This window comes from Kineosporia corallincola, from assembly GCF_018499875.1.
GTDB classification, from domain to species: Bacteria; Actinomycetota; Actinomycetes; order Actinomycetales; family Kineosporiaceae; genus Kineosporia; species Kineosporia corallincola.
Genome location: NZ_JAHBAY010000006.1, coordinates 1 through 21746, shown reverse-complemented (window position 1 = coordinate 21746; position 21746 = coordinate 1). Strand labels below are relative to the sequence as shown.

Here is a 21746-nt window from a genome sequence, read left to right as displayed (position 1 = left end):
TTCCGGCCGGCTCGTCGGGTCGGGTTGTGGTCGGGTTGTGGTCGGGTTGCGGTCGGGTGGCAGTCGGGTGGCAGTCGGGTCGTCGTCGGGTCAGTCGTGGTCGGGCAGCCCGAAACCCGTTGCCGACAGCGGACTCGCGGCCGCGCGGCTGTTGCGCAGCGCCGCCCGCTGCTGTGACTCCCGCCAGAGCCGGGCGTAGTCGCGGTCGCGCCGCTCGGCCAGCACGGCGGCCAGGAAGTCTTCCGGGTGGGTGCCCGGCGGGGGCGGCGGTGCGACCAGTTCGCCCAGCTGACCGGCCAGTGACCAGCCCAGGCGCTGCCGGGCCTCGGGTGCCAGACGGCTCGCCCGGGCGAGGAACTGACGGCAGGCGCGGGCCAGCGGGTCGGGCAGCCGACCCAGATCGGCGTTGCGCACCCACGGGGCCAGGTGCGGCGGCATGATGATGAGCGGGGGCGACTGCCGGGGCTGCCGCTCACGGATCACGTAGGTGCCGGCCACCAGGTCGCCCAGGCGTTTGCCGCGGCGGTTCAGCAGTGAGGCGACCAGCGCGATGGCGCCCAGCGACCAGTAGATCTCGAGCACCGCGAGCAGCCCGCGGATCAGCGCGTGCCGGGCCCGGATCGGACCGCCGTCGTCACGCACCACCCGCAGCCCGGCCAGCCACTTGCCCAGTGACTTGCCCCGGGTCAGCGTCTCGACCAGGATCGGGATGCCGATGAGTACGGCCAGGGTGGCCACCAGCCCCAGCGCGCTGCCCGCGGCCGGGTCGATGTTGCCGGTGGTGGCGTAGAACAGCCAGCTGATCAGCAGAATGCCGACGACGGTGACGATCACGTCGGCGCTGACGGCCAGGGCCCGGGTGATGAACGACGCGGGCCGCAGCTCCAGCACCACAGCCTCGCCGGTGACGAGCTCGTCGGAGAAGTCCAGCTCGTCGACCCCGACCAGGCCGGCGACACCGGCCTGCCGGTTCTGGCCGGGCGGCATGGGGGCGAGCGGATCTGTGATCACAACCGTCAGGCTACGTCGTGGCACCGACAGTTCTGAAGGTTAGGCTCGGGTCGTGGATCTGGATGCCTTCGTCGCCGTGCACTCGGCGGACTGGGACCGCCTCGACCGGCTCACCCGACGGCGCAGGCTGACCGGTGCCGAGGTGGACGAGCTGGTGCTGCTGTACCAGCGCGCGGCCACGCACCTGTCCGTCGTCCGTTCGTTCTCGCCCGATCCCGCCCTGGTGGCCAGGCTGTCCGGCACGGTGGCCCGGGCCCGCACCGCGGTCTCCGGCGGCAACGAGCCGCTGACCCGCGAGTTCGTCCGCATGGTCACCGTCTCGTTCCCGGCGGCGGTGTACCGGTCCCGGTGGTGGGCCTTCGGGTCGGCCGCCGGGTCGGCCCTGGTGGCCCTGGCCCTGGGCTGGTGGGTGGCCACCAGCCCGCGGGTGCAGGCCACGGTCGGCACCGAGCAGCAGATCCGGCAGCTGGTGAACAACGACTTCGAGAGCTACTACTCGGAGAACGCCGCCTCCGGCTTCGCCGCGCAGGTCTGGACCAACAACGCCTGGGTGGCCGCGCTCTGCTTCGTGCTCGGCATCACCGGCGTCGGCGTGGTCTTCGTGCTCGCCCAGAACGCCCTCAACCTCGGCCTGGTGGGCGGGCTGATGGCCGCGAACGACCGGCTCGGCCTGTTCTTCGGCCTGATCACCCCGCACGGTCTGCTCGAGCTCACGGCCGTTTTCGTGGCCGCCGGCGCCGGGCTCAAGGTGTTCTGGGCCTGGGTCGATCCCGGCCCGCGCAGCCGGGTGCGGGCGGTCGGCGAGGAGGGGCGCGCCATGGTGACGATCGCGATCGGGCTGGTGGCCGTGCTGCTGGTGTCCGGGGTGGTGGAGGCGTTCGTGACGCCGTCGCCGCTGCCCACCTGGGCGCGCATCACCATCGGTGCCACGGTCTGGCTCGGCTTCCTGGGATATGTCCGGTACTTCGGGCGCCCGGCGGCACTGGCCGGTGAAACCGGTGATCTGGCTGCGGAACTGGCGGGGGACGTGCGGCCTGTGGCAGGCTGAGTCCTGGTTCGTACAGGTGTTCGGGGGAGCGAATGATGGCCGAGATTCTTCTGTTCCACCACGCCCAGGGGCTGACCGCCGGGGTGCTGGAGTTCGCCGAGGTGCTGAGGGGTGCCGGGCACACCGTGCACACTCCAGATCTCTATCAGGGCAAGACGTTCCAGACGCTCGACGAGGGCATGGTGCATCTGCGTTCGCTCTCGTTCGATGTGGTCGTGGAGCGCGGCGTCCAGGCCGCCCAGGGGCTGCCCGGGGAGTTGGTGTATGCCGGGTTCTCTCTCGGTGTGGTGCCGGCCGCGCAGCTCGCCACCGCCCGGCCGGGGGCGAAAGGTGCGCTGTTCCTCAGTGGTTTCGTGCCGCCGTCCGAATTCGGTTCCTGGCCGGGCATTCCGGCGCAGGTGCACGGTATGCAGGGTGATCCCGAGTTCGCCGATTCCGGTGATCTCGACGCCGCGCGCCAGTTCGCAGAACTGGTGGACGACGTTGAGCTGTTCGTATACCCCGGCTCCGCGCACCTTTTCGCCGACGGCAGTCTCCAGGAGTACGACGAGCAGGCCGCCGCGCTGCTGACCGAACGGGTGCTGGAGTTCGCCGCCCGGGTGGCCTGAGAGCGGCCGGCTGGCCTGGAGTGCTCGGCCACCTGAGGGTGGCCAGGTGGCCTGAAAGTGGCCGGGGGCCAACCTAGAGCAGGCCCGCCGCCTTCAGCGCCAGGTAGCGATCAGCCAGTTGCGGGGGCAGTTCCTCGGGGGAGGCGTCCACCACGTCCACGCCCAGCCGCCGCAGCTCGGCGGTGGTCGCGGCGCGGTCCAGGTCGGCGCGTCCGGCGGCCGCGGCGCCGTACACCGAGTACGCGTCACCGCGCCCGTCGGCCATGGCGGCCGCACGGGGGTCCGCGACCGAGGCCACCACCACCCGGTGCCGGGCGCAGAGCCGCCCGATCACCGGCATCAGGCCCTCCTCGATCGCGGCGCCCTCCAGCGGGGTGAGCAGCACGACCAGCGCCCGCTGCGACATCCGGGTGAGCACCGTCGAGGCGATCGCGGCCCAGTCGGCCTCCACCAGGTCGGCCTCCACCGGGGCCATCGCCGTCACCAGGCGGGGCAGCAGGTCGCTGCGGCCGGCGCCCTCCACCCGGGCGCGCACCCGGCGGTCCATCGCCAGCAGATCCACCCGGTCACCGGCCCGGGAGGCCAGGGCGGCCAGCAGCAGCGCGGCGTCCATAGCGGCGTCGAGCCGGGGTTCGTCGCCCACCCGGGCGGCTGAGGTACGGGAGGTGTCCAGCACCAGCAGCACCCGGCGGTCCCGCTCGGGGCGCCAGGTACGCACCACCACCTGGCTGCGCCGCGCGGTGGCGCGCCAGTCGATGGAGCGCACGTCGTCCCCACCCACGTAGTCCCGCAGCGAGTCGAACTCGGTGCCCTGGCCGCGCACCCGCAGTGAGGTCCGGCCGTCCAGCTCGCGCAGCCGGGCCAGCTTGCTGGGCAGGTGTTTTCGCGAGGTGAACGGGGGCAGCACGCGCACGCTGCCCGGCGCCGGCAGGGAGAACTGGCGGGCCGCCACGCCCAGAGGCCCGAAGCTGCGCACCGTCACGTCCCCGGCCCGGCGGTCACCCCGGCGGGTCGGGCCGAGAGTCGTGACCAGACGGCGACTCTGGCCGGCGGGTAGCTCCAGCGGGTGCCGGTCGGCACCGGCACCGGCCGAGGGCTGCCAGGCGTCCCGCAGCGAGCCCCGCACGGTGCGGCGCCCCGTGTTGGTCAGCACGAACGGCGCCGGGGCCGAGGTGCCCAGCCGCACCGTGGCGACCGGCTCACGCCGCACCCGCAGGGCCCGGGGCGAGCCGGCCATCAGCAGGTCGGCCGCGACCACCACCACGAAAACCCCGGCCCAGCCCAGCAACGAGCCCCAGCCCGGCCAGAACACCACCGGCACCAGGCCGATCGCGGCCAGGGGAACGGCGCGCCCGCTGACGGTCACGGTCAGCGCGGAACGGGGACGGCCGCGAGCACGCTGTCCAGCACGCCGTCGGTGGTGACGCCCTCCAGCTCGGCCTCCGGGCGCAGCTGCATGCGGTGCCGCAGTGTGGCCGGGGCCAGGGCCTTCACGTCGTCGGGCGTGACGTAGGTGCGACCCTGGAGCCAGGCCCAGGCCCGCGAGGTGCTGAGCAGACCGGTGGCGCCACGCGGCGAGACCCCCAGGGCCAGCGACGGCGACGACCGGGTGGCCTGCACCACGTCGACGATGTAGCCCATCACCTCACGGCTCACGTCCACGGTGCGCACGGCGCGGAAGGCGGCGGCCAGGTCGTCCGGCCCGGCGACCGCCTGCACACCGGCGGCAGCCAGGTCGCGCGGGTCGAAACCGGCCGCGTGCCGGGCGAGTACCTCCAGCTCGGTCTCGCGGTTCGGCAGGTGCATGCGGATCTTCAGCAGGAACCGGTCCAGCTGGGCCTCGGGCAGCGGGTAGGTGCCCTCGTACTCCACCGGGTTCTGGGTGGCGGCGACCACGAACGGGTCGGGCAGCGGGCGTGGCCGCCCGTCCACGGTGACCTGCCGCTCCTCCATCGCCTCCAGCAGCGCGGCCTGGGTCTTCGGCGGGGTGCGGTTGATCTCGTCGGCCAGCAGCAGGTTGGTGAACACCGGGCCGTCGCGGAACGAGAACTCGCCGCTGCGGTTGTCGTAGACCAGCGATCCGGTGACGTCGCCCGGCATCAGGTCGGGCGTGAACTGCACCCGGCTGGTCTGGAGCCGCAGCGCGGCCGAGAGCGACCGCACCAGAAGGGTCTTCGCCACCCCGGGCACACCCTCCAGCAGCACATGGCCGCGGCAGAGCAGCGCGATGACCAGTCCGGTGACCGCCTCGTCCTGGCCGACCACGGCCTTGGACACCTCGGTGCGCACCCGGACCAGCGCCTGTCGGGCGGTCTCGGCATCACCCACCGGCGCCTGGGGCGGGTGGGTGGTCGGGAAGTCGGTCACGAGGCGAGCCTCTCAGATGATGGACGTCGGTGGTCACGGGGCCGTCGAAGGGTCACGTGGCGGCTCGCCCGCCGGAGCGGGCCCGGGACACCCCGGCCGCCCGCTCGAGCTCGTCGAGCCGGTCGGCCAGCTCGACCAGGGCCGCGTCGGAATCCGGTGCGGGGCCGAGCAGAACGCGGCCGACCTCGTCGGGATGCCGGCCGGTGGCGGCGGCCACCTGCACCACGACCTGCTGCGGGGTGGTGCCGGCCGGCACGGCGAGGCGGGTGGCCAGGCGGCGCAGGGCCGAGGTGCGCAGGGTGGACGCGGCCCGCCCGCGCGCCCGGAACTGCCGGTACAGCCGGGCCCGGCCCTCCAGCGTCTCGGCCGCCCGGACCACGACCGGCAGCGGCTCGCCGACCAGACGGCCGAACCGGCGTGCCCGCCAGGCCATCGCCACCAGCACCACCAGGGTGAGCTGGATCAGGGACCAGATCACCCAGTCCGGCATCAGCTCGCCGAGGGTCGCCCGCTCCCCGGCGCCGACCTGCTCCAGCGGGTCGGGCAGATACCAGACCAGGCTGGACTGCGCGCCGAAGGTGTTCAGAGCCAGTGCGGCGTTACCGTTCTCGCCCAGGTGCCCGTTGGTGAGCAGGTCGGACTGGCCGACCACCACGACCTGCCGGTTGTTCGCCACGGTGACCAGGTAGCTGCCGCGCTCGGTGCCGGTGTCGACGTCGGAGTTGTCGTCGGAGTCGGACTGCGGGTAACAGATCGACACCCCGCCCGAGACCGCGCCGCCGGAGCGGGCGTACAGGTGACCGCCGCCCCGCACGTCGCCGGCCGTGACGGCGGCCTCGACCGAACAGCCGGGGCTGCGGGACGCCACCCGGTTGCTGTACCCGGCCGTGCGCACCTGCGGGGCCAGCGCACTCAGCGTCAGTTCGTCCGGCTCGACCAGGATCAGCCGTGAGGCGTCGTCGGCGGCCAGCCGGTTCAGCTGCTCCGGCGCCAGCAGCGAGGTGTCGGTGACGACGAGGGTGCTGCCCGGTGTGGTGGCTGCGGTGGCCTCGTCGGACCGGTCGGCCGTGACCACCTCGACGCCCTGACCCCGCAGCACCTGGGCCAGCGCCCGGCTGCCGTCCGGCGCGGGGTTGCCCGGGCTGAGCCGCCGGGCGTCACTGGCGGCCGGCACCACGAGCGCGACCAGGGCCACCGCGATCACGATGATCGCGGCCACCGACAGCGGCCAGCGCCAGCGGCGGATCAGGTCGCCCGCCCGGCCGGCGCCGGGCGGAGCCGGTGCGGCGGGAGCCTCGGCCGGGGATCCGGCCAGGGGGCTGCTCTCCTGTGTGAGGCTCACGGCCGGCCCACCGTCACCGGCAGCACCGGGGTGGTCCGGGCGGTGCGCACCTGCTCGTCGAGCCGGCGCAGGAAGGCGTCCGTCTCCCGCCCGGCCTCGTCGGCCAGGTTCAGGTGCCCGTAGCAGACATCGTCGAAATGCCGTGCCGCCGTGTGCAGTTCGTCGGCGAGCTGGGGCAGGGCCCGGCCGCCGGAACCGGCCACCTCGCTGGCGGTGGCCCCCGGGGATGCCGCCACCAGCGCACGTTCGTCCAGCTCACGAGCCACGGCGCGGAAACGTTCCAGCACCGCCTCGTCCCACCGTCCGGCCGCGGCGTGCCGGTCGGCGGCCTCGCGGTGGTCGGCGGCCGTGGTGACCCGGCCGGGCAGCACCGCGGCGGCCCGGCGGCGGTACTGACGGCGCACGCCGCCGGAACGCCAGACGGCGAAGGCGATCACGGCCACCAGTACCGCGGCCAGGATCGCCACGGTGATCTGCACCGGGGAGTCGAAGTCCGGCCGGATGTCGCCGAACCGGTCCTGGATCCACTGGAGCGCGCGCTCGATCAGGCTGGGGCGGGCGTCCTGGTACTCCTTGCGGGACAGTTCGTCGAGCGCCCACCGCCGGGCCTGCTGCCGGTCCGGGTCGACCGGAACCGAGGCAGGCACCTGGAACAGGGCGATCACCGGGGCTGCTCCGAGCGCAGCACGTCGACGTCCAGGCCCTCCCTGCGCATGCGCAGGTCGAGGTAGAGCAGCGCGACGGCCCCGGCGCTGAACGGATACACCACGGCTCCGGCCAGGATCGTGCCGATGTCGGAGATCAGCAGCTGCACGACCGCCCCGGAAAGACCGGTGAAGTCGGCGACCTCGGCCAGCAGCGTGCCGATCAGGCTGAACGGCACCGAGAAGATCTGCCGCACCACGTAGGCGATCACGGCGGTCAGCACACTGATCCCGAGCACCCGCCAGAACGAGCCGCGCACCAGCTGGGCCGAGCGGCGCAGCGCGCCGAGCACCCCGAGGTTCTCGAGCAGCAGAGCGGGTGCGCCCAGCGTCCAGAAACCCAGGTACAGCGCCATGTAGACGAGCGTTCCCAGGAGCGTGCCGACGATCAGCACGATCACCCCGGCCACCGGGTTGTCGGGCAGCAGCCACAGCATCAGCCCGCCCGGAACCATGCCCAGCAGCACGATCAGCGGGGCCAGCACGAGCAGCAGCAGGGCCAGACCCAGCACCGCCCACATCCGGCCGCGGGCCCGGCGCCAGAGTTCACCGGGGGCCAGCGCCTCGCCGCGCACGGCCGCGCCGACCGCCACGATCAGCAGGCCGGTGATGATGGTGGTGGACAGCAGCGACTGCACCAGGCCGACCAGCACCGACAGGCCGCCCGCGCTGATCAGCTCGGCCAGGTCGGCGGTGTCGAAGGTCTCGACCGTCTCGCCGGTGCCCAGCGGGCTGTTCGCGAAGGTGTTCAGCGCGATCGCCTGGGGCACTGTGCCGAGCAGCGTGATCACGGCGCCGACCAGGGCGGAGAACCCCACCATGGTGCGGGGGTTCGAGCGGATGGCGCGGATCGAGCCGTCGAAGATCTCACCGATGCTCAGCGGGCGCAGCGGGATGATGCCCGCGCCGCGGCCCATGCCGCGCTGCCAGCCGGGCTGACCGGGAGTGGGGCTGCCCCAGCCGCCGGACGGTGGGGGCGCGCCCCAGCCACCCTGGTGCGGAGCCTGCCCCCAGCCACCGCCCCAGCCGTTCTGCTGCGGTGCGTTCCAGCCACCGGGTTGCTGCTGCCCGCCGGGTGCCGGGGGCTGTTGCGGGGAACCCCAGGCCCAGGGCTGCTGGGTGTTCCCGCCCGGCCCGCCGCCTGACCAGTCGGGAGCGCCGGGCGGGGGCGCGTACCCGGGCTGACCCTGGCCCTGCCCGTTCCATCCTGGCTGCTGACCCCACCCGGCCGGGGGCTGCTGGCCCGAGGGGGAGCCGGGACTGTTCGTCGTCCCCTGTTGTGGTTCTGCCGGGGAACCCTCGGGAGGTGGGCCGGGACGCCTGTCCGGGTCGCCGCCGGGAACCGCCCACCCACCTGGTTGCTCGGACACCCGACAACCCCTCCCAGTCGCTTCTCCGCACCACACAAGCGCCACACACGCACCATGCCGAAGGTGACAACGACGACCTTCGCTCAGAGGTTCATCCTGTCATCTTGAGCCCGTTTCGGTGTTTGACCGGAGTGTTTGACACCATGTCCAGCATGAGAGGCCGGGTTCTCGTCGTCGATGACGACAATGCACTGTCGGAGATGCTCGGGATCGTCCTTCGGGGCGAGGGATTCGAGCCGGTTTTCTGCGCCGACGGAGCGGGTGCGCTGGAGGCTTTCCGCGCCACCCGTCCCGATCTGGTGCTGCTCGACCTGATGCTGCCGGGGAAAGACGGCATCGAGGTCTGTCGCCTGATCCGCGCCGAGTCGGGCGTCCCCATCGTCATGCTCACGGCCAAGACCGACACGGTCGACGTGGTGCTCGGGCTGGAGTCCGGCGCCGACGACTACATGGTCAAGCCGTTCAAGCCGAAAGAGCTGGTCGCCCGCGTGCGGGCCCGGCTGCGGCGCACCGAGGAGCCCGCTCCCGAGGCCCTGGAGATCGGCGAGGTGTCGATCGACGTCGCCGGTCACGTGGTGCGCCGGGCGGGCGAGGTGATCTCGCTGACCCCGCTGGAGTTCGACCTGCTGGTCGCGCTCGCCCGCAAGCCCTGGCAGGTGTTCACCCGTGAGGTGCTGCTGGAGCAGGTCTGGGGCTACCGGCACGCGGCCGACACCCGACTGGTCAACGTCCACGTGCAGCGGCTGCGCTCCAAGATCGAGAAGGACCCGGAGCGCCCGGAGATCGTGGTGACCGTGCGCGGGGTCGGTTACAAGGCCGGGCCGGCCTAGCCGATGCCTGGGGGGCCGTCGTCCACCGAGCCGTCCGGCAGGCCGAAGCCTCCCGGGAAACCGAAGCCGGCCGGAAAACCCGGGCAGGCCGGAAAGCCGAAGCCGGCCGGAAAGGCCGGGCCGGCGTCCAGGGGCGCCCCGGGGCGCAAGCGTCCTCCCGCGAAGAAGGCCGTGCCCAAGAAGGCCCCGCAGAAACCGAGGGGACCGGTCCGGCGGTTCGTCGCCAAGGTCCGGCACGGGATCATGTGGCGTGTCCGCAAGCTGTTCCGCACGCTCCGGCGCCGCTGGAGCCGCTCGATGCGGCTGCGGGTGGTCGCCACCACGATGCTGCTCGGCCTCGGTGTGGTGCTGGTGGTCGGCAACTTCCTGCTGATGCGGATCCGCGACGGCCTGGTCGATTCCCGCACCCGCACCGCGACGGCCGAGGCGGCGAGCCTGACCGAAGAGGCCAACACGGTGCTCGCGGCCACGGACTACCCGGACAGCACGCGCCAGGAGAGCGACATCAACGACCTCCTGGCCCAGTTGCAGGGGCCGGAGGGCACCGACAGCCGTGAGGTGATCCTGCGCCGGGCGCAGCGTTCCACCCAGCCGACCGAGCTGAAGGACCGGGCCACGCCGGGTGTCCCGCTGAGCGTGATCCCGCAGACACTGCGCGACGCGGTGAACTCGCGGGGCCGGCAGCAGTCGCAGATCACCACCGTGCCGATGAACGGCGAGGAGGTGCCGGCGCTGGCCGTGGGCACGATCATCGACGTACCGCTGTCCGGCGACTACGAGCTCTACTTCGTGTTCCCGCTGCAACGCGAGACCCAGATCCTCGATCTGGTGCGGCGCACCCTGCTGCCCTCCGGCCTGGGCCTGGTGCTGCTGGTCGGCGGCGTGGCCTATGTGATCACCCGGCAGGTGGTGACGCCGATCCGGCACGCCGCCAAGACCGCCGAGCAACTTGCCTCGGGCCGCCTGGACCGCCGGATGAAGGTTCGCGGGCAAGACGACATCGCCCGGCTGGGAAGGGCTTTCAACGGCATGGCGGCCGGCCTGGAACGGCAGATCCACCAGCTCGAAGAGCTCTCCCGGGTGCAGCGCCGATTCGTCTCGGACGTCTCGCACGAGCTGCGCACCCCGCTCACCACCATCCGGATGGCCAGCGAGGTGATCCACGAGAGCCGTGACGAGCTGGGCGATCCGGTGCTGCGGCGCAGCGCCGAGCTGTTGCAGACGCAGCTCGACCGGTTCGAGTCACTGCTCGGCGACCTGCTGGAGATCAGCCGCTTCGACGCCGGGGCTGCGGTGCTCGACGTCGAGTCCGTCGACGTCCGGGAACTGGCCGAGCGGGTGGTCGACAACCTGGTGCCGCTGGCCGAGCGCAAGGGCAGCACGATCGTGCTCCAGCTGTCGTTGCAGCCGTGCGTGGCGCAGGTCGACTCGCGCCGGGTCGAGCGGGTGCTGCGCAACCTGGTCGGCAACGCGATCGAGCACGGCGAGGGCCGGCCGATCGAGGTGCAGGTGGCGGAGTCCAGCGACGCGGTGGCGATCGCGGTGCGCGACCACGGTGTGGGCCTGAGCTCCGAGGAGCTCAGCATGGTGTTCAACCGGTTCTGGCGGGCCGACCCGGCCCGGGCCCGCACCACCGGCGGAACCGGCCTGGGCCTGTCGATCTCGCAGGAAGACGCGCACCTGCACGGCGGCTGGCTCCAGGTCTGGGGCGAGCCGGGGGTCGGCGCGGTGTTCCGCCTGACCCTGCCGAAACAGGTGGGGGCCCTGCTGGTCGGCTCGCCGCTGCCGCTGGTGCCGCACCTGGGCACCGACTCCGGGGGGCTGCCGATGCTCACGGCGGCCCCGGAGGACCAGGAGCAGCTGGAGGAACTGGACGACGATCAGCTGGAGGAACCCGGAGTGGGATCGGGGCAGTCGTGAGGGCGGGTGGACGACGCACACCGGCTCTGATCCTGGCCCTGGTCACGGTGCTCGGGCTGACGTCCTGCGCGACCATTCCCGATCACGGGCCGGTCATCAGTGGCAACGTCGTCAACGACGACCCGCTGGAGGGCGTCTTCCAGCTAGCGCCGGAGGGCCCGAAGAACGGGCAGAGCCCGATCGAGGTGGTGCGCGGATTCCTCGCCGCGAGTGCCGGTTACAGCGACGACCACGCCGTGGCCCGCAGCTTCCTCAGCCCGGAACGCCGTCTGGAGTGGCGGCCCGACGCCTCCGCCACGGTCTTCCGTTCGCTCGACACCCTGAGCACGCGGCAGCTGGCCAAGGGTGAGGAGATCCCCGCGACCGCCGGCCCGACACCCACGAGCACGGCCGCGCCGGGTGCCGAGGCGGCGGCCGGTGGGGTCACCGCCACGGCCGCCCCGGGCCCGTCGACCAGGGCCGACGCCGAGGCCGGCGCGGCCGGTGCGGACGGCAGCGACACCAACCAGGACGTCGCCGAGGTGGTCGTGCGCGCCCCGGCGATCGCCACGGTCGACGGCGACGGCCGCTACGGCGTGGTCGCGCCGGAGACGAAGACCGAGCCGCACTACTTCGGCCTGGTGCTGATCGACGGCGACTGGCGGATCAACTCGCTCGACGACGGAATCCTGATCACCCGCAACGACTTCAACGTCACCTTCAAGCCGTACTCGGTCTACTTCCCGGACGCCGCCGGCGAGCACCTGGTGCCCGACACGCACTGGTTCCCGAGTGCGCCCGGCTCGCCCGAGCTGCCCACCGCGCTGACCCGCGCGCTGCTGGAGGGCCCGCCGGCCTGGCTGGCCGACGCGGTGGCGACGAGCGTGCCGGTGGGCACCGAGATGGCGGTGTCGGCGGTGGTGGTCGAGAACGGGGTCGCCACCGTCGACCTGACCAGCCCGGCCCGGCTGGCCAACGACCGCGAGAGACAGCTCCTGCTGGCTCAGCTGGAGACCACGCTGCGTCAGCTGCGCACGATCTCGTCGGTCCGGGTCACCGTGGACCGGGTCACCTACAACATCCCGGAGGAGTCCGCGCCGGACCCCGTGGTCAACCCGTCGGTGAGCGGGTCCGCGGTGGGCATCGACTCCAAGGGCCGGGTGGTCCGCATCGGGGTGGACGGCGACGAGGTGGTGAAGGGCCTGGACGCCTTCGACCAGCTCGACCGGACCTACGGCCTGATCTCCCCGGCCGTCTCCTACGACGGCACCTGGTTCGCCGCGATCTCCGCCGACGCGTCGCGGCTCTTCGTGGCCGAGGCGGAGGGAGACGACCCGGTGCAGCTGACCGGCACGGACCTCACCGCGCCGTCGTTCGACCCGACCGGCTGGGTCTGGGTCGCGGGCGCCTCCGGCGTGCAGGCGGTCGAGGTGTCGCAGGTGGCCTCGTCGGGCATCGAGGAGGCGCAGGCCGAGGTGGAGGCCGACTGGCTGGACGGGTACGTCGTGCAGGCCATGCGGGTCTCCCGCGACGGCACCCGGGCGGTCCTGGCCATCACCGACGGCGGTGAGCCGCACATCTTCCTCACCGGCATCGTGCGGGACGAGAACGGCCGGCCGGTGCGGCTGACCCAGCCCACCGGCCTGGTGCCCGACCTGGTCTCGGTGCGTGACGTGGCCTGGGTGGACGACGACCACGTGGCGGTGCTCGGGCGGCGGGCGGCCGGTGCGGCGAACGCCGGCGACGAGGCCATCTCCTCCAGCGTGGACCGGCCCTGGGTGGTCCAGATCGGGGGCACGATCCAGCCCATCGTGGCGGTCGCGGGAGCGAAGACGATCGCTGTGGGTAACGGATCCTCCACCATGGTGGCGGGCACGTCGAAGGGGACGCAGGGCCGGTCCGGCCCGTCCTGGGCCGGCATCTCCACGGCCCGGTGGCCCGCCTTCCCCGGGTGACCCGAAACAATGGTGGACGACGTGAGTCCGGACGGCGTTGCCGCGGTACGGATTTCCGCAGGCCGATCCGGTCGCGGGAGGGCGACGCTGCGTTATCGGTTCGTGATTGCGTCCTCAATTGCCTGGCGGCCGGGTCCGTGGCCGGTTATTGATCTGTTCGTGATCGCAGCGGCCGGGCCCAATTTCGGAGGCCGCTCCGCATTACTGGGCCGATCGGGTGACCCGTCGGCGGGGGCGGGCCGGAAGGCTGTTCACTTTCCTGTCCTTGGGCCCGGGTGCGCCCGATCTTCCCGGCATAGATTCCACAGGTAAGCACAATGAAGTTCTTATCCACAGAACGGCCGGGCCGATGGTCCGGGCGGGCTGTGAGCGGCAGGGTGGAATCATGGTTTTCGCAACGAAAGCGCTGAATTCCTCCGGGGCGCCGGTGGAATCGCCGGAGACCGGGCCGGCTGCCCTGTGGCGGCTGGGCCGGGGGCTGGTCTGGCCGGTCGCCTGTGCCGGGTGCGGGCTGCCCGACGTGCCGCTGTGCGCCACCTGCCGGCGTGCCGTCACCGGCCCGGCCTTCTTCCAGCCGATGGTGGGCTGGCCCCCGGGTTGGGGCGTCTGGAGTGCCACCACCTACACCGGCCCGGCCGCCCGGCTGGTGCCGGCCTGGAAAGAGCGCGGGCGGCACGATCTCACCGGCCCGTTCGGCATCGGGCTGGCGGCGGCGCTGACCGCCTGCCGGGCCTCCGCCTCGCGGTCCGTCGCCCGGTCGGGTCGCCCCCGGCCTGCCGAACCCTGGCTCGTGGTGCCGGTTCCCTCGGTGCGCGGGGCCAGCCGCCGGCGGGGCGGAGACCTGGTGGCGGCGCTCGCCCGGTCCGCCGCCGGGGAGGTCGCCCGGCACGACCGGCGACACGCCCGGGCGGACGAAGCCTCTCCCGCCGGGCTGCGGGTGGCCCAGGTGCTCACCCATCGGCGGGATGTCCGGGATCAGGGTGAACTGTCCGCGAGGGCGCGCCGAAAGAATCTCTCCGGTGCACTTGCCGTCCGGCCGAGCCTGCGCTTTGCTCTCCTGCAACGCGGATGCGTCGTCCTCGATGACGTGGTCACGACCGGCGCCACCGCGGCCGAAGCTGCCCGCGCCCTCACCGGCGCGGGTGCACGTGTCATCGGGGTTTGCAGTCTCTCGGTGACATTACGCCGAGAGGGGGTATCCACATCGGAATACCTGCTCTAGCCTCGTCAGACGGCGATCTCCGGGTCGCCGCTTCCGCCCTCCGCGCCGAATTCCGCGCGGAATGCAGGAAGGAGGATGTCAAGAAGTAGCTGGCTCCCCGTCAGCGATTCCCCACCAATGCTCTGGCGCCCGTGCCATTTCCCGGCCGAACCGGAACCTATCGAGACCGCCCTCCGTTCGGTCTGGCACATGAGGCGTAGCAACAGCTACAGGAGGATTCTTCGTGGACATCGTGATTACTGGTCGGCACGTTGGGGTTACGGACCGTTTCCGGCGCATCGCCGAGGAGAAGCTGGGCAAGGTTTCCCAGCTGAGTCCCACCGCCTTTCGCATCGACGTCGAGCTGTCCCACGAGCGGAATCCGCGTCAGTCCAGTCAATGTGAGCGTGTCGAGATAACTGTGCGTGACCGCGGGCCGGTGATCCGTGCCGAGGCCTGCGGTCAGGACGAGCTGTCCGCGCTCGACATCGCGTTCGGCAAGCTGCTCGAGCGGTTGCGCCGGAACGCCGACCGCAAAAAGGTGCACCACGGCCGGCACGCCCCCGCCTCGGTGCGGGGCGTGGGTGCCGGCGACGCCGGGCGGGCCGGTTCGGCCATCGCCCACACCGGCATCGCGCTGGCCGAGCGCCCGGTCGAGGCGCCGCTCAACGGCCAGGCGCTGAACGGCACCGCCACGAAGACCCGCTCGCCGCTCGACGACGCGGCGGAGGAGATCGACGGCTTCGCCGACTCGATGGACTGGGCCAACCTGCCCGAGGGCGCCGAGACGCTGGCCGACAGCCCGGTGGTCATCCGCACGAAAGACCATCCGGCGCACCCGATGACCATCGACCAGGCGCTCTACGAGATGGAACTCGTCGGTCACGATTTCTACCTGTTCGTCGATGCCGCGTGCGGCAAGCCCTCGGTGGTCTATCGTCGGCGCGGGTGGAACTACGGCGTGATCCGACTGGCGGTCGACGCGGAGGCCCAGGCCGCCGCCCCGGCCTGACCTCTCCTGTCCCCACCACCCAGGCCATCGGCTCGCGTGCGGGCGGCCCCGGCGAGTCCGGGGCCGCGCCGCGGCGGCCGGCGCGCGAGCGACTGAGCCTGGCCCAGGCCCGTCGCATCGCGCTGGCGGCCCAGGGCTTCGGCGTCGCGCGGCCGTCCGGGCCGATCACCGCACGGCATCTCCAGCGGGTCGTCGACACCGTGGGCGTCCTCCAGATCGACTCGGTCAACGTGCTCTCGCGCAGCCACTACCTGCCGGTCTTCAGCAGGCTCGGTGACTACCCGCGTCCGCTGCTCGACAAGGCTTCCGGCAACGCACCCCGCAGGCTGGTCGAGTACTGGGCCCACGAGGCGTCTTTCATCGCCCCGCAGACCCATCGCCTGCTGCGCTGGCGCATGGACCGCGCCGCCCACGAGGCCTGGGGCGGCATGCAGCGCATCGCCCGCGACCGCGCCGATCTGCTCGACCAGGTGCTCGAGGTGGTCGACCGGCACGGCCCGCTGACCGCCGCCGCCGTCGAGCGGCACATCGGCGACACCCGGCCCCGCGAGCGCACCGGCGAGTGGGGCTGGAACTGGAGCGACGTGAAACGCGCCGTGGAGTTCCAGTTCTGGGCCGGTCAGCTGTCCTCGGCCGGCCGCACCCAGCAGTTCGAGCGCCGCTACGCGCTGCCCGGCCGGGTGCTGCCGTCGGTGGTGTCAGCGGCGCCCGACCCCGACCCGGAAGACGCCCGCCGCGAACTGGTGCGTATCGCGGCCCGGGCCATGGGTGTGGCCACCGAACGCTGCCTGCGTGACTACTTCCGGCTGAAACCGGCCGAGTCCCAGGCCGCCGTCCGGGATCTGGTCGACGCCGGCGAACTGCTGCCGGTGACGGTCGACGGCTGGGGGCGGCAGGCCTACCTGCACCCGGACGCCCGCATCCCGCGCCGGATCACGGCCCGGGCCCTGCTCAGCCCGTTCGACTCGCTGGTCTGGGAACGCCCGCGCACCGAGGTGCTCTGGGACTTCCGCCTGCGTCTGGAGATCTACACCCCGGCCGCCAAGCGCGAGTTCGGTTACTACGTGCTGCCTTTCCTGCTCGGTGAGCAGCTGGTGGGGCGCGTCGACCTGAAGGCCGACCGGGCGCCCGGCGGGGGCGGGCGGCTGCTGGTGCGGGCCGCCTACGCCGAGCCCGGGGTGCCCGCCGAGGCCGTCATCGGTGAACTGGCCGACGAGCTGCGGCTGATGGCGGGCTGGCTGGAGCTGGACGGTGTCACGGCGGAGCCGAAGGGGGAGCTCGGCCCGGCGCTGGCCGAACTGTTCCGGGGGTAGGTGGGGTCCGGGTGTTCCGTCGTCCTCAATCGGGGTCGGAGGCCAGCCGGGCGTGCAGGTGCTCGTCGGAACGCCGCTCGTCGTCCGGGTAGAGCATGGCCTCGCGCATCACGCCCTCCAGCGGGTAGCCGGCCCGGCGGGCCACGGCGCAGGAACGGTCGTTCTCCACGGCGTGGTAGAGCTCTATCCGGTGCCAGCCGAGGCGGTTGAACACCACGGTGCTCGCCCGGGCCACGGCCTGTGAGGCCAGCCCCCGGCCCCGGGCCTCGGGCACCAGCCAGTAGCCCACCGAGCCGGTGCCCAGGCCCTCGTCGACCAGCCCGAAGCGGATCTGGCCCAGCACCGCGCGGTCCGGCCCGATCAGGGCCCAGGCGGCACCGGTGCCCTCGGGCCACTGGCCGTTCCAGGTGTGGATGGCGCCGAGCGCCACGTCGCGGTCGTCGAGCAGGTGCGAGGCGTATCGCCGGACCAGCGGGTCCCGCATCGCCAGCGTGATCGCCGGGGCGTCGGCGGTGGCCCAGGGACGCAGCCGGTGACCGTCCGCCAGCGACGGTTCCGGCTGACGCCGGCGGCTCATCGGCGCCCGGGGATGTCGAGGCCGGCCAGGTCGCCGGGGATCATGTCGTACCGCGCCAGGTCGACACGGGGGCTGTCGTCCGGCGGCCGGCGGATGCCGCGCTCGGTCCCGGCCGGCCGGAACCCGGCCTTCTCCGCCACCCGGCGCGAGGCCACGTTGTCCACGCTCGCCCGCAGGCCCACGTTGGCCCAGCCCAGGCCGCCCTCGTCGAGGGGGAGCAGGGCGTGCCGGGCGGCCAGGAAGGCGGCCTCGGTGGCCAGGCCCCGTCCGCGTCCCTCAGGATGCATCCAGTAGCCGACCTCGCCCTGCCCGTCGCGCTGGCTGTGGATGAACACCACCACCTCGCCGAGCATCACGTCCCGGTCGGCGTCGGTGACCACCCAGCTCAGGGACTTCCCGGTGGCCTCGTTCTCACGGTTGCGGCGCAGCTGCGCCCGGGCCTCCTCGTCGGTGAACGCCTTGTCCCGCATGCCCGGCAGCCACCAGCGGCACTCCGGGTCGGACAGCCCCTGCACGAAGCGCGGCACGTCACTGTCGCGCGCCGCGCGCAACCGCACCGCGTGCCCGGTGACGGTGACCGGGTCGAACCAGGGGTGGGCGGGCAGTAACGGGGCGCCGGGGGTCAGCCGCATCGAGGCCAGCCAGCCGTCCACGATCGTGCCGCGGTGCTCCAGCAGACCGGGCAGCGTGCCCTGCACGGTGAAACCGACCGACCAGGCGGCACGTCGGCTGGCCCAGTTGCCGGCGTTGGCGCGCCACTGCACCACCTCGATGCCCTGCCGGGCGCCCCAGGGCAGCACCAGCCGCAGGGCGCGGGCCATCAGCCCGCGCCCGCGGGCCTGAGGAGCCAGCGCGAAACCGATCTCGGCCAGGGCGGGCAGCACCGGTCGGCGCAGATCGACGGCGCCGACCAGCCGGCCCTCGTACTCGATGCCGAAGTCGAACCGGGACCCCTCAGCCCAGGAACGGCGGCCGGCGACCACGTACTCCACGGCGTGCTCGCGGCGGTACGGCCAGGGCACCGTGGTCCAGCGCTCCATGGCCGGGTCGTTGCAATAGGCCACGATCGTGTCCACATCGTCGTCACGCAGTTCGCGCAGAGTCACCAAACCGTCGGTGAGCTGGGGGACAAGACTGCTGGACGACGACGACAGACCGGGCACACCAGCGAGCCTGACCGATGAACCTGGGTACAGCAAACACGTTTGGCTCCCAAGCCTGTCTACGATGGTGGGCACGGCGCGGTACCGCCGTTCGTCATGCCCTAGAAGCGGCAGCGAACGCTGCCGCACAAAGCACGGTTGAAGGACTTGGGAGAGCGCCCCGTGGTGAAGATCGTCGAGAAGCTGCTGCGAGCCGGTGAGGGCCGCACCCTGAAGCGGCTTCAGAACCAGGCCGCGCAGGTCAACGCGCTCGAGGATGACTTCGTCCGGCTGAGCGACACGGAGCTGCGGGAAGAGACCGAGCGTTTCAAGGCGCGGTTCGCCGACGGCGAGAGCCTCGACGCGCTGCTGCCCGAGGCGTTCGCCACCGTGCGCGAGGCGGCGAAGCGGACCCTCGGCCAGCGGCACTTCGACGTGCAGCTCGTCGGTGGCGCGGCACTGCACTCCGGCAACATCGCCGAGATGAAGACCGGTGAGGGCAAGACCCTGGTCGCCACCGCACCGGCCTACCTGAACGCTCTGGCCGGCGGGGGCGTGCACGTCATCACGGTCAACGACTACCTGGCCGAGTACCAGTCCGACCTGATGGGCCGCGTCCACCGGTTCCTCGGGCTGTCGGTCGGCAACATCCTGTCGCAGATGACGCCCGCGCAGCGCCGTGAGGCGTACGCCTGCGACATCACCTACGGCACCAACAACGAGTTCGGCTTCGACTTCCTGCGCGACAACATGGCGTGGAGCGGAGACGACCTGGTGCAGCGCGGTCACGCCTTCGCGATCGTCGACGAGGTGGACTCGATCCTCATCGACGAGGCCCGCACCCCGCTGATCATCTCCGGCCCGGCCGACCAGCCCACCAAGTGGTACGTCGAGTTCGCCAAGCTCGCGCGCATCCTTCAGCGCGACGAGGACTACGAGGTCGACGAAAAGAAGCGCACCGTGGGTGTGCTGGAGACCGGTATCGAGAAGGTCGAGGACCACCTCGGTATCGACAACCTCTACGAGAGCGTCAACACGCCGCTGATCGGTTTCCTGAACAACGCCGTCAAGGTGAAGGAACTGTTCAAGCGCGACAAGGAGTACGTGGTCACGAACGGTGAGGTGCTCATCGTCGACGAGCACACCGGTCGTATCCTCGCCGGCCGCCGCTACAACGAGGGCCTGCACCAGGCCATCGAGGCCAAGGAGGGCGTGGAGATCAAGAGCGAGAACCAGACGCTCGCCACGATCACCCTCCAGAACTACTTCCGGATGTACGACAAGCTCTCCGGCATGACCGGTACCGCCCAGACCGAGGCGGCCGAGTTGATGTCGATCTACAAGCTCGGCGTGGTCAGCATCCCGACCAACCGGCCGATGCAGCGGAAAGACCAGTCCGACCTGATCTACAAGACCGAAGAGGCCAAGTTCGACGCGGTGGTCGAAGACATCGCCGAGAAGCACGCCACCGGTCAGCCCGTCCTCGTCGGCACCACCAGCGTCGAGAAGAGCGAGCACCTCTCCGAGCTGCTGCGCAAGGCCGAGGTTCCGCACGAGGTGCTGAACGCCAAGCAGCACGAGCGTGAGGCCGCCATCGTGGCCCAGGCCGGCCGCAAGAACGCCGTCACCGTCGCCACCAACATGGCCGGCCGTGGCACCGACATCATGCTCGGTGGCAACGCCGAGTTCACCGCCGTCGCTCAGCTCAAGCAGCGTGGCCTCGACCCGGTCGAGACCGCCGAGGAGTACGAGGCGGCCTGGCCGGAGGCGCTGGAGGCGGCCAAGCAGTCCACGAAGGACGAGCACGAGGAGGTCGTCGAGCTCGGCGGTCTGTACGTGCTCGGCACCGAGCGGCACGAGTCCCGGCGTATCGACAACCAGCTGCGCGGTCGTTCCGGCCGTCAGGGCGACCCGGGCGAGAGCCGTTTCTACCTCTCGCTGCAAGACGACCTGATGCGCATGTTCAACTCGGGCATGGTCGAGTCGTTCCTGACCGCGGCCAAGGTGCCCGACGAGATCCCGATCGAGTCGCGCATGGTGACCCGGGCCATCCAGAGCGCTCAGAGCCAGGTCGAGTCCCGCAACTTCGAGATCCGCAAGAACGTGCTCAAGTACGACGACGTGCTCAACCGCCAGCGCGAGGTGATCTACGGCGAGCGCCGCCGGGTTCTCGAGGGCGCCGAACTGGACGAGCAGATCGGCCATTTCATCGACGACGTGCTGAAGAGCTACATCACCGCCGCCACCGCCGAGGGCTTCGCCGACGACTGGGACCTCGAGCAGCTGTGGACGGAGATGAAGCGGCTGTACCCGGCCACCATCACCCTCGAAGACGTCATCGAGGAGGTCGGCGAGCGCGGTTCCATCACGCAGGACATCCTGGTGCGGGAGCTCACCGCGGACGCCCGGCTGGCGTACCAGAAGCGTGAGGAAGAGCTGGGCGAGGCCACGCTGCGCGAGCTGGAGCGGCGTGTCGTGCTCTCGGTGCTGGACCGTAAGTGGCGTGAGCACCTGTACGAGATGGACTATCTCCAGGAAGGTATCCACCTGCGGGCCATGGCCCAGCGCGATCCGCTGGTCGAGTACCAGCGCGAGGGCTACCAGCTCTTCCAGGCGATGACGGAGGCGATCAAGGAGGAGTCGATCGCCTACCTGTTCCACGTCGAGGTCGAGGTGCAGCAGCCGGCGGAGGAAGAAGGGCTCAGCAAGGACGCCCCCGTTCTCGTGGCCAAGGGCCTGGTCGCCGGGCAGCAGCGGCCCGCCCAGCTCCAGTACAGCGCTCCCAGCGAGGACGTCGGTGGTGGGGTCGAGGTGCACCAGGAGAACAACCAGGGCCAGGTGTCCGCGGCTCCGGTCGATGAAGAGGGCAACCCCGCCAACCGGGCCAGCCGCCGCGCGTCCCGGCGCAAGGGACGTCGCTGATTCGCCGAACCCCGCGAATAGCCGCGTCTGCTCTGGCATTTCGCTTGAGCTGACGCGGCCACGTCGCTGAACGCATGCGTGCGGCCCGCCACCGTGTTGTCCGGTGGCGGGCCGCGGCCGTTCTGCCGGCCGTTCTGTGCGCCGTTCTCCGCGATGGTGGGCTCGCACCGCTGCCCGGGTTTTGGCCGGGTTCCTGCACCGCCGGTCATTCCCGGCCGCGGGCCCGGCAGGGCGGTGTCGATACCGCGGCTCCGATACCGCGGCTCCGATACCGCGGCTCCGATACCGCGGCTCGGACACCGCGGTCCCGATCCGCGGCCCGGCGCGCGGCCTTGACCCCGCCGCGCCGTTTCCGGGTCAGCCCACCGCGTGCCACGACGACCTCTTCCGGGCTCGGGCCCGGGTGTGTGGCGTCGTGGGGCGCTGTTCTGGTCGCGTTGCCCGG

The 21746-nt window shown here is 71.9% G+C and carries 17 protein-coding genes; 9 read left to right on the top strand and 8 right to left on the bottom strand.

Annotated features, from left to right (window positions below; translation table 11 throughout):
* Positions 1-90: 90 nt before the first annotated feature.
* Positions 91-1011 carry an RDD family protein gene (locus KIH74_RS15390; RefSeq protein ID WP_214156625.1) on the bottom strand — a complete coding sequence of 307 codons (921 nt, stop codon included), beginning with the start codon at positions 1009-1011 and terminating at the stop codon, positions 91-93.
* Positions 1012-1063: 52 nt separating this feature from the next.
* On the opposite strand from KIH74_RS15390, the gene KIH74_RS15385 reads away from it, so the two are divergent.
* Together KIH74_RS15385 and KIH74_RS15380 are read left to right on the top strand one after the other, a co-directional pair.
* Positions 1064-2059: a stage II sporulation protein M gene (locus KIH74_RS15385; RefSeq protein ID WP_214156624.1), complete on the top strand. Its 996-nt coding sequence runs from the start codon at positions 1064-1066 to the stop codon at positions 2057-2059.
* A gap of 35 nt (positions 2060-2094) precedes the next feature.
* Complete coding sequence (locus KIH74_RS15380; RefSeq protein ID WP_214156623.1) at positions 2095-2667, top strand: dienelactone hydrolase family protein; 573 nt, start codon at positions 2095-2097, stop codon at positions 2665-2667.
* A 73-nt stretch (positions 2668-2740) separates the two neighbouring features.
* On the opposite strand, the gene KIH74_RS15375 is transcribed toward KIH74_RS15380, so the two are convergent.
* From KIH74_RS15375 to KIH74_RS15355, 5 genes are read right to left on the bottom strand one after another with little or no spacing between them, the layout of a single operon-like run.
* The gene (locus KIH74_RS15375) at positions 2741-4033 is read right to left on the bottom strand and encodes a DUF58 domain-containing protein (protein ID WP_214156622.1); all 1293 of its coding nucleotides are present in this window, start codon (positions 4031-4033) and stop codon (positions 2741-2743) included.
* 2 nt (positions 4034-4035) lie between these two features.
* Positions 4036-5034 (bottom strand): AAA family ATPase, encoded by a 999-nt coding sequence (locus tag KIH74_RS15370; RefSeq protein ID WP_214156621.1) that lies wholly within the window; start codon positions 5032-5034, stop codon positions 4036-4038.
* 52 nt (positions 5035-5086) lie between these two features.
* Complete coding sequence (locus tag KIH74_RS15365) at positions 5087-6376, bottom strand: DUF4350 domain-containing protein (protein ID WP_214156620.1); 1290 nt, start codon at positions 6374-6376, stop codon at positions 5087-5089.
* Positions 6373-7041, bottom strand: coding sequence for a DUF4129 domain-containing protein (locus KIH74_RS15360; protein ID WP_214156619.1), 669 nt, complete (start codon positions 7039-7041; stop codon positions 6373-6375). Before KIH74_RS15360 ends, KIH74_RS15365 begins: the two co-directional genes overlap by 4 nt.
* Entirely contained in the window at positions 7038-8450 is a 1413-nt protein-coding gene (locus KIH74_RS15355) for a DUF7847 domain-containing protein (protein WP_214156618.1), read from the bottom strand. Before KIH74_RS15355 ends, KIH74_RS15360 begins: the two co-directional genes overlap by 4 nt.
* A gap of 152 nt (positions 8451-8602) precedes the next feature.
* Here KIH74_RS15355 and mtrA point away from each other — a divergent pair, with 152 nt between their 5' ends.
* From mtrA to KIH74_RS15325, 6 genes are all read left to right on the top strand, one after another.
* Positions 8603-9280 carry an MtrAB system response regulator MtrA gene (gene mtrA, locus KIH74_RS15350; RefSeq protein WP_052526680.1) on the top strand — a complete coding sequence of 226 codons (678 nt, stop codon included), beginning with the start codon at positions 8603-8605 and terminating at the stop codon, positions 9278-9280.
* A 171-nt stretch (positions 9281-9451) separates the two neighbouring features.
* Complete coding sequence (mtrB, locus tag KIH74_RS15345; RefSeq protein WP_214156617.1) at positions 9452-11200, top strand: MtrAB system histidine kinase MtrB; 1749 nt, start codon at positions 9452-9454, stop codon at positions 11198-11200.
* A complete protein-coding gene (locus KIH74_RS36420; protein WP_214156616.1) occupies positions 11197-13134 on the top strand; it encodes an LpqB family beta-propeller domain-containing protein in 1938 nt (645 codons plus the stop codon). Before mtrB ends, KIH74_RS36420 begins: the two co-directional genes overlap by 4 nt.
* Positions 13135-13519: 385 nt before the next feature.
* On the top strand, positions 13520-14356 hold the full coding sequence (locus KIH74_RS15335) for a ComF family protein (RefSeq protein ID WP_214156615.1): 837 nt from the start codon (positions 13520-13522) through the stop codon (positions 14354-14356).
* A 223-nt stretch (positions 14357-14579) separates the two neighbouring features.
* Positions 14580-15347, top strand: coding sequence for a ribosome hibernation-promoting factor, HPF/YfiA family (gene hpf / locus KIH74_RS38625; RefSeq protein WP_214156614.1), 768 nt, complete (start codon positions 14580-14582; stop codon positions 15345-15347).
* Between the two features lie 26 nt (positions 15348-15373).
* Entirely contained in the window at positions 15374-16660 is a 1287-nt protein-coding gene (locus KIH74_RS15325) for a winged helix-turn-helix domain-containing protein (RefSeq protein WP_214157015.1), read from the top strand.
* A gap of 25 nt (positions 16661-16685) precedes the next feature.
* Here the strand turns inward: KIH74_RS15325 and KIH74_RS15320 are convergent, their stop codons facing one another.
* Together KIH74_RS15320 and KIH74_RS15315 are read right to left on the bottom strand one after the other, a co-directional pair.
* Positions 16686-17237, bottom strand: coding sequence for a GNAT family N-acetyltransferase (locus KIH74_RS15320; protein ID WP_214156613.1), 552 nt, complete (start codon positions 17235-17237; stop codon positions 16686-16688).
* The gene (locus KIH74_RS15315) at positions 17234-18400 is read right to left on the bottom strand and encodes a GNAT family N-acetyltransferase (RefSeq protein WP_214156612.1); all 1167 of its coding nucleotides are present in this window, start codon (positions 18398-18400) and stop codon (positions 17234-17236) included. Before KIH74_RS15315 ends, KIH74_RS15320 begins: the two co-directional genes overlap by 4 nt.
* 162 nt (positions 18401-18562) lie before the next feature.
* On the opposite strand from KIH74_RS15315, the gene secA reads away from it, so the two are divergent.
* Positions 18563-21301 carry a preprotein translocase subunit SecA gene (gene secA / locus KIH74_RS15310; protein ID WP_214157014.1) on the top strand — a complete coding sequence of 913 codons (2739 nt, stop codon included), beginning with the start codon at positions 18563-18565 and terminating at the stop codon, positions 21299-21301.
* Positions 21302-21746: the final 445 nt, after the last annotated feature.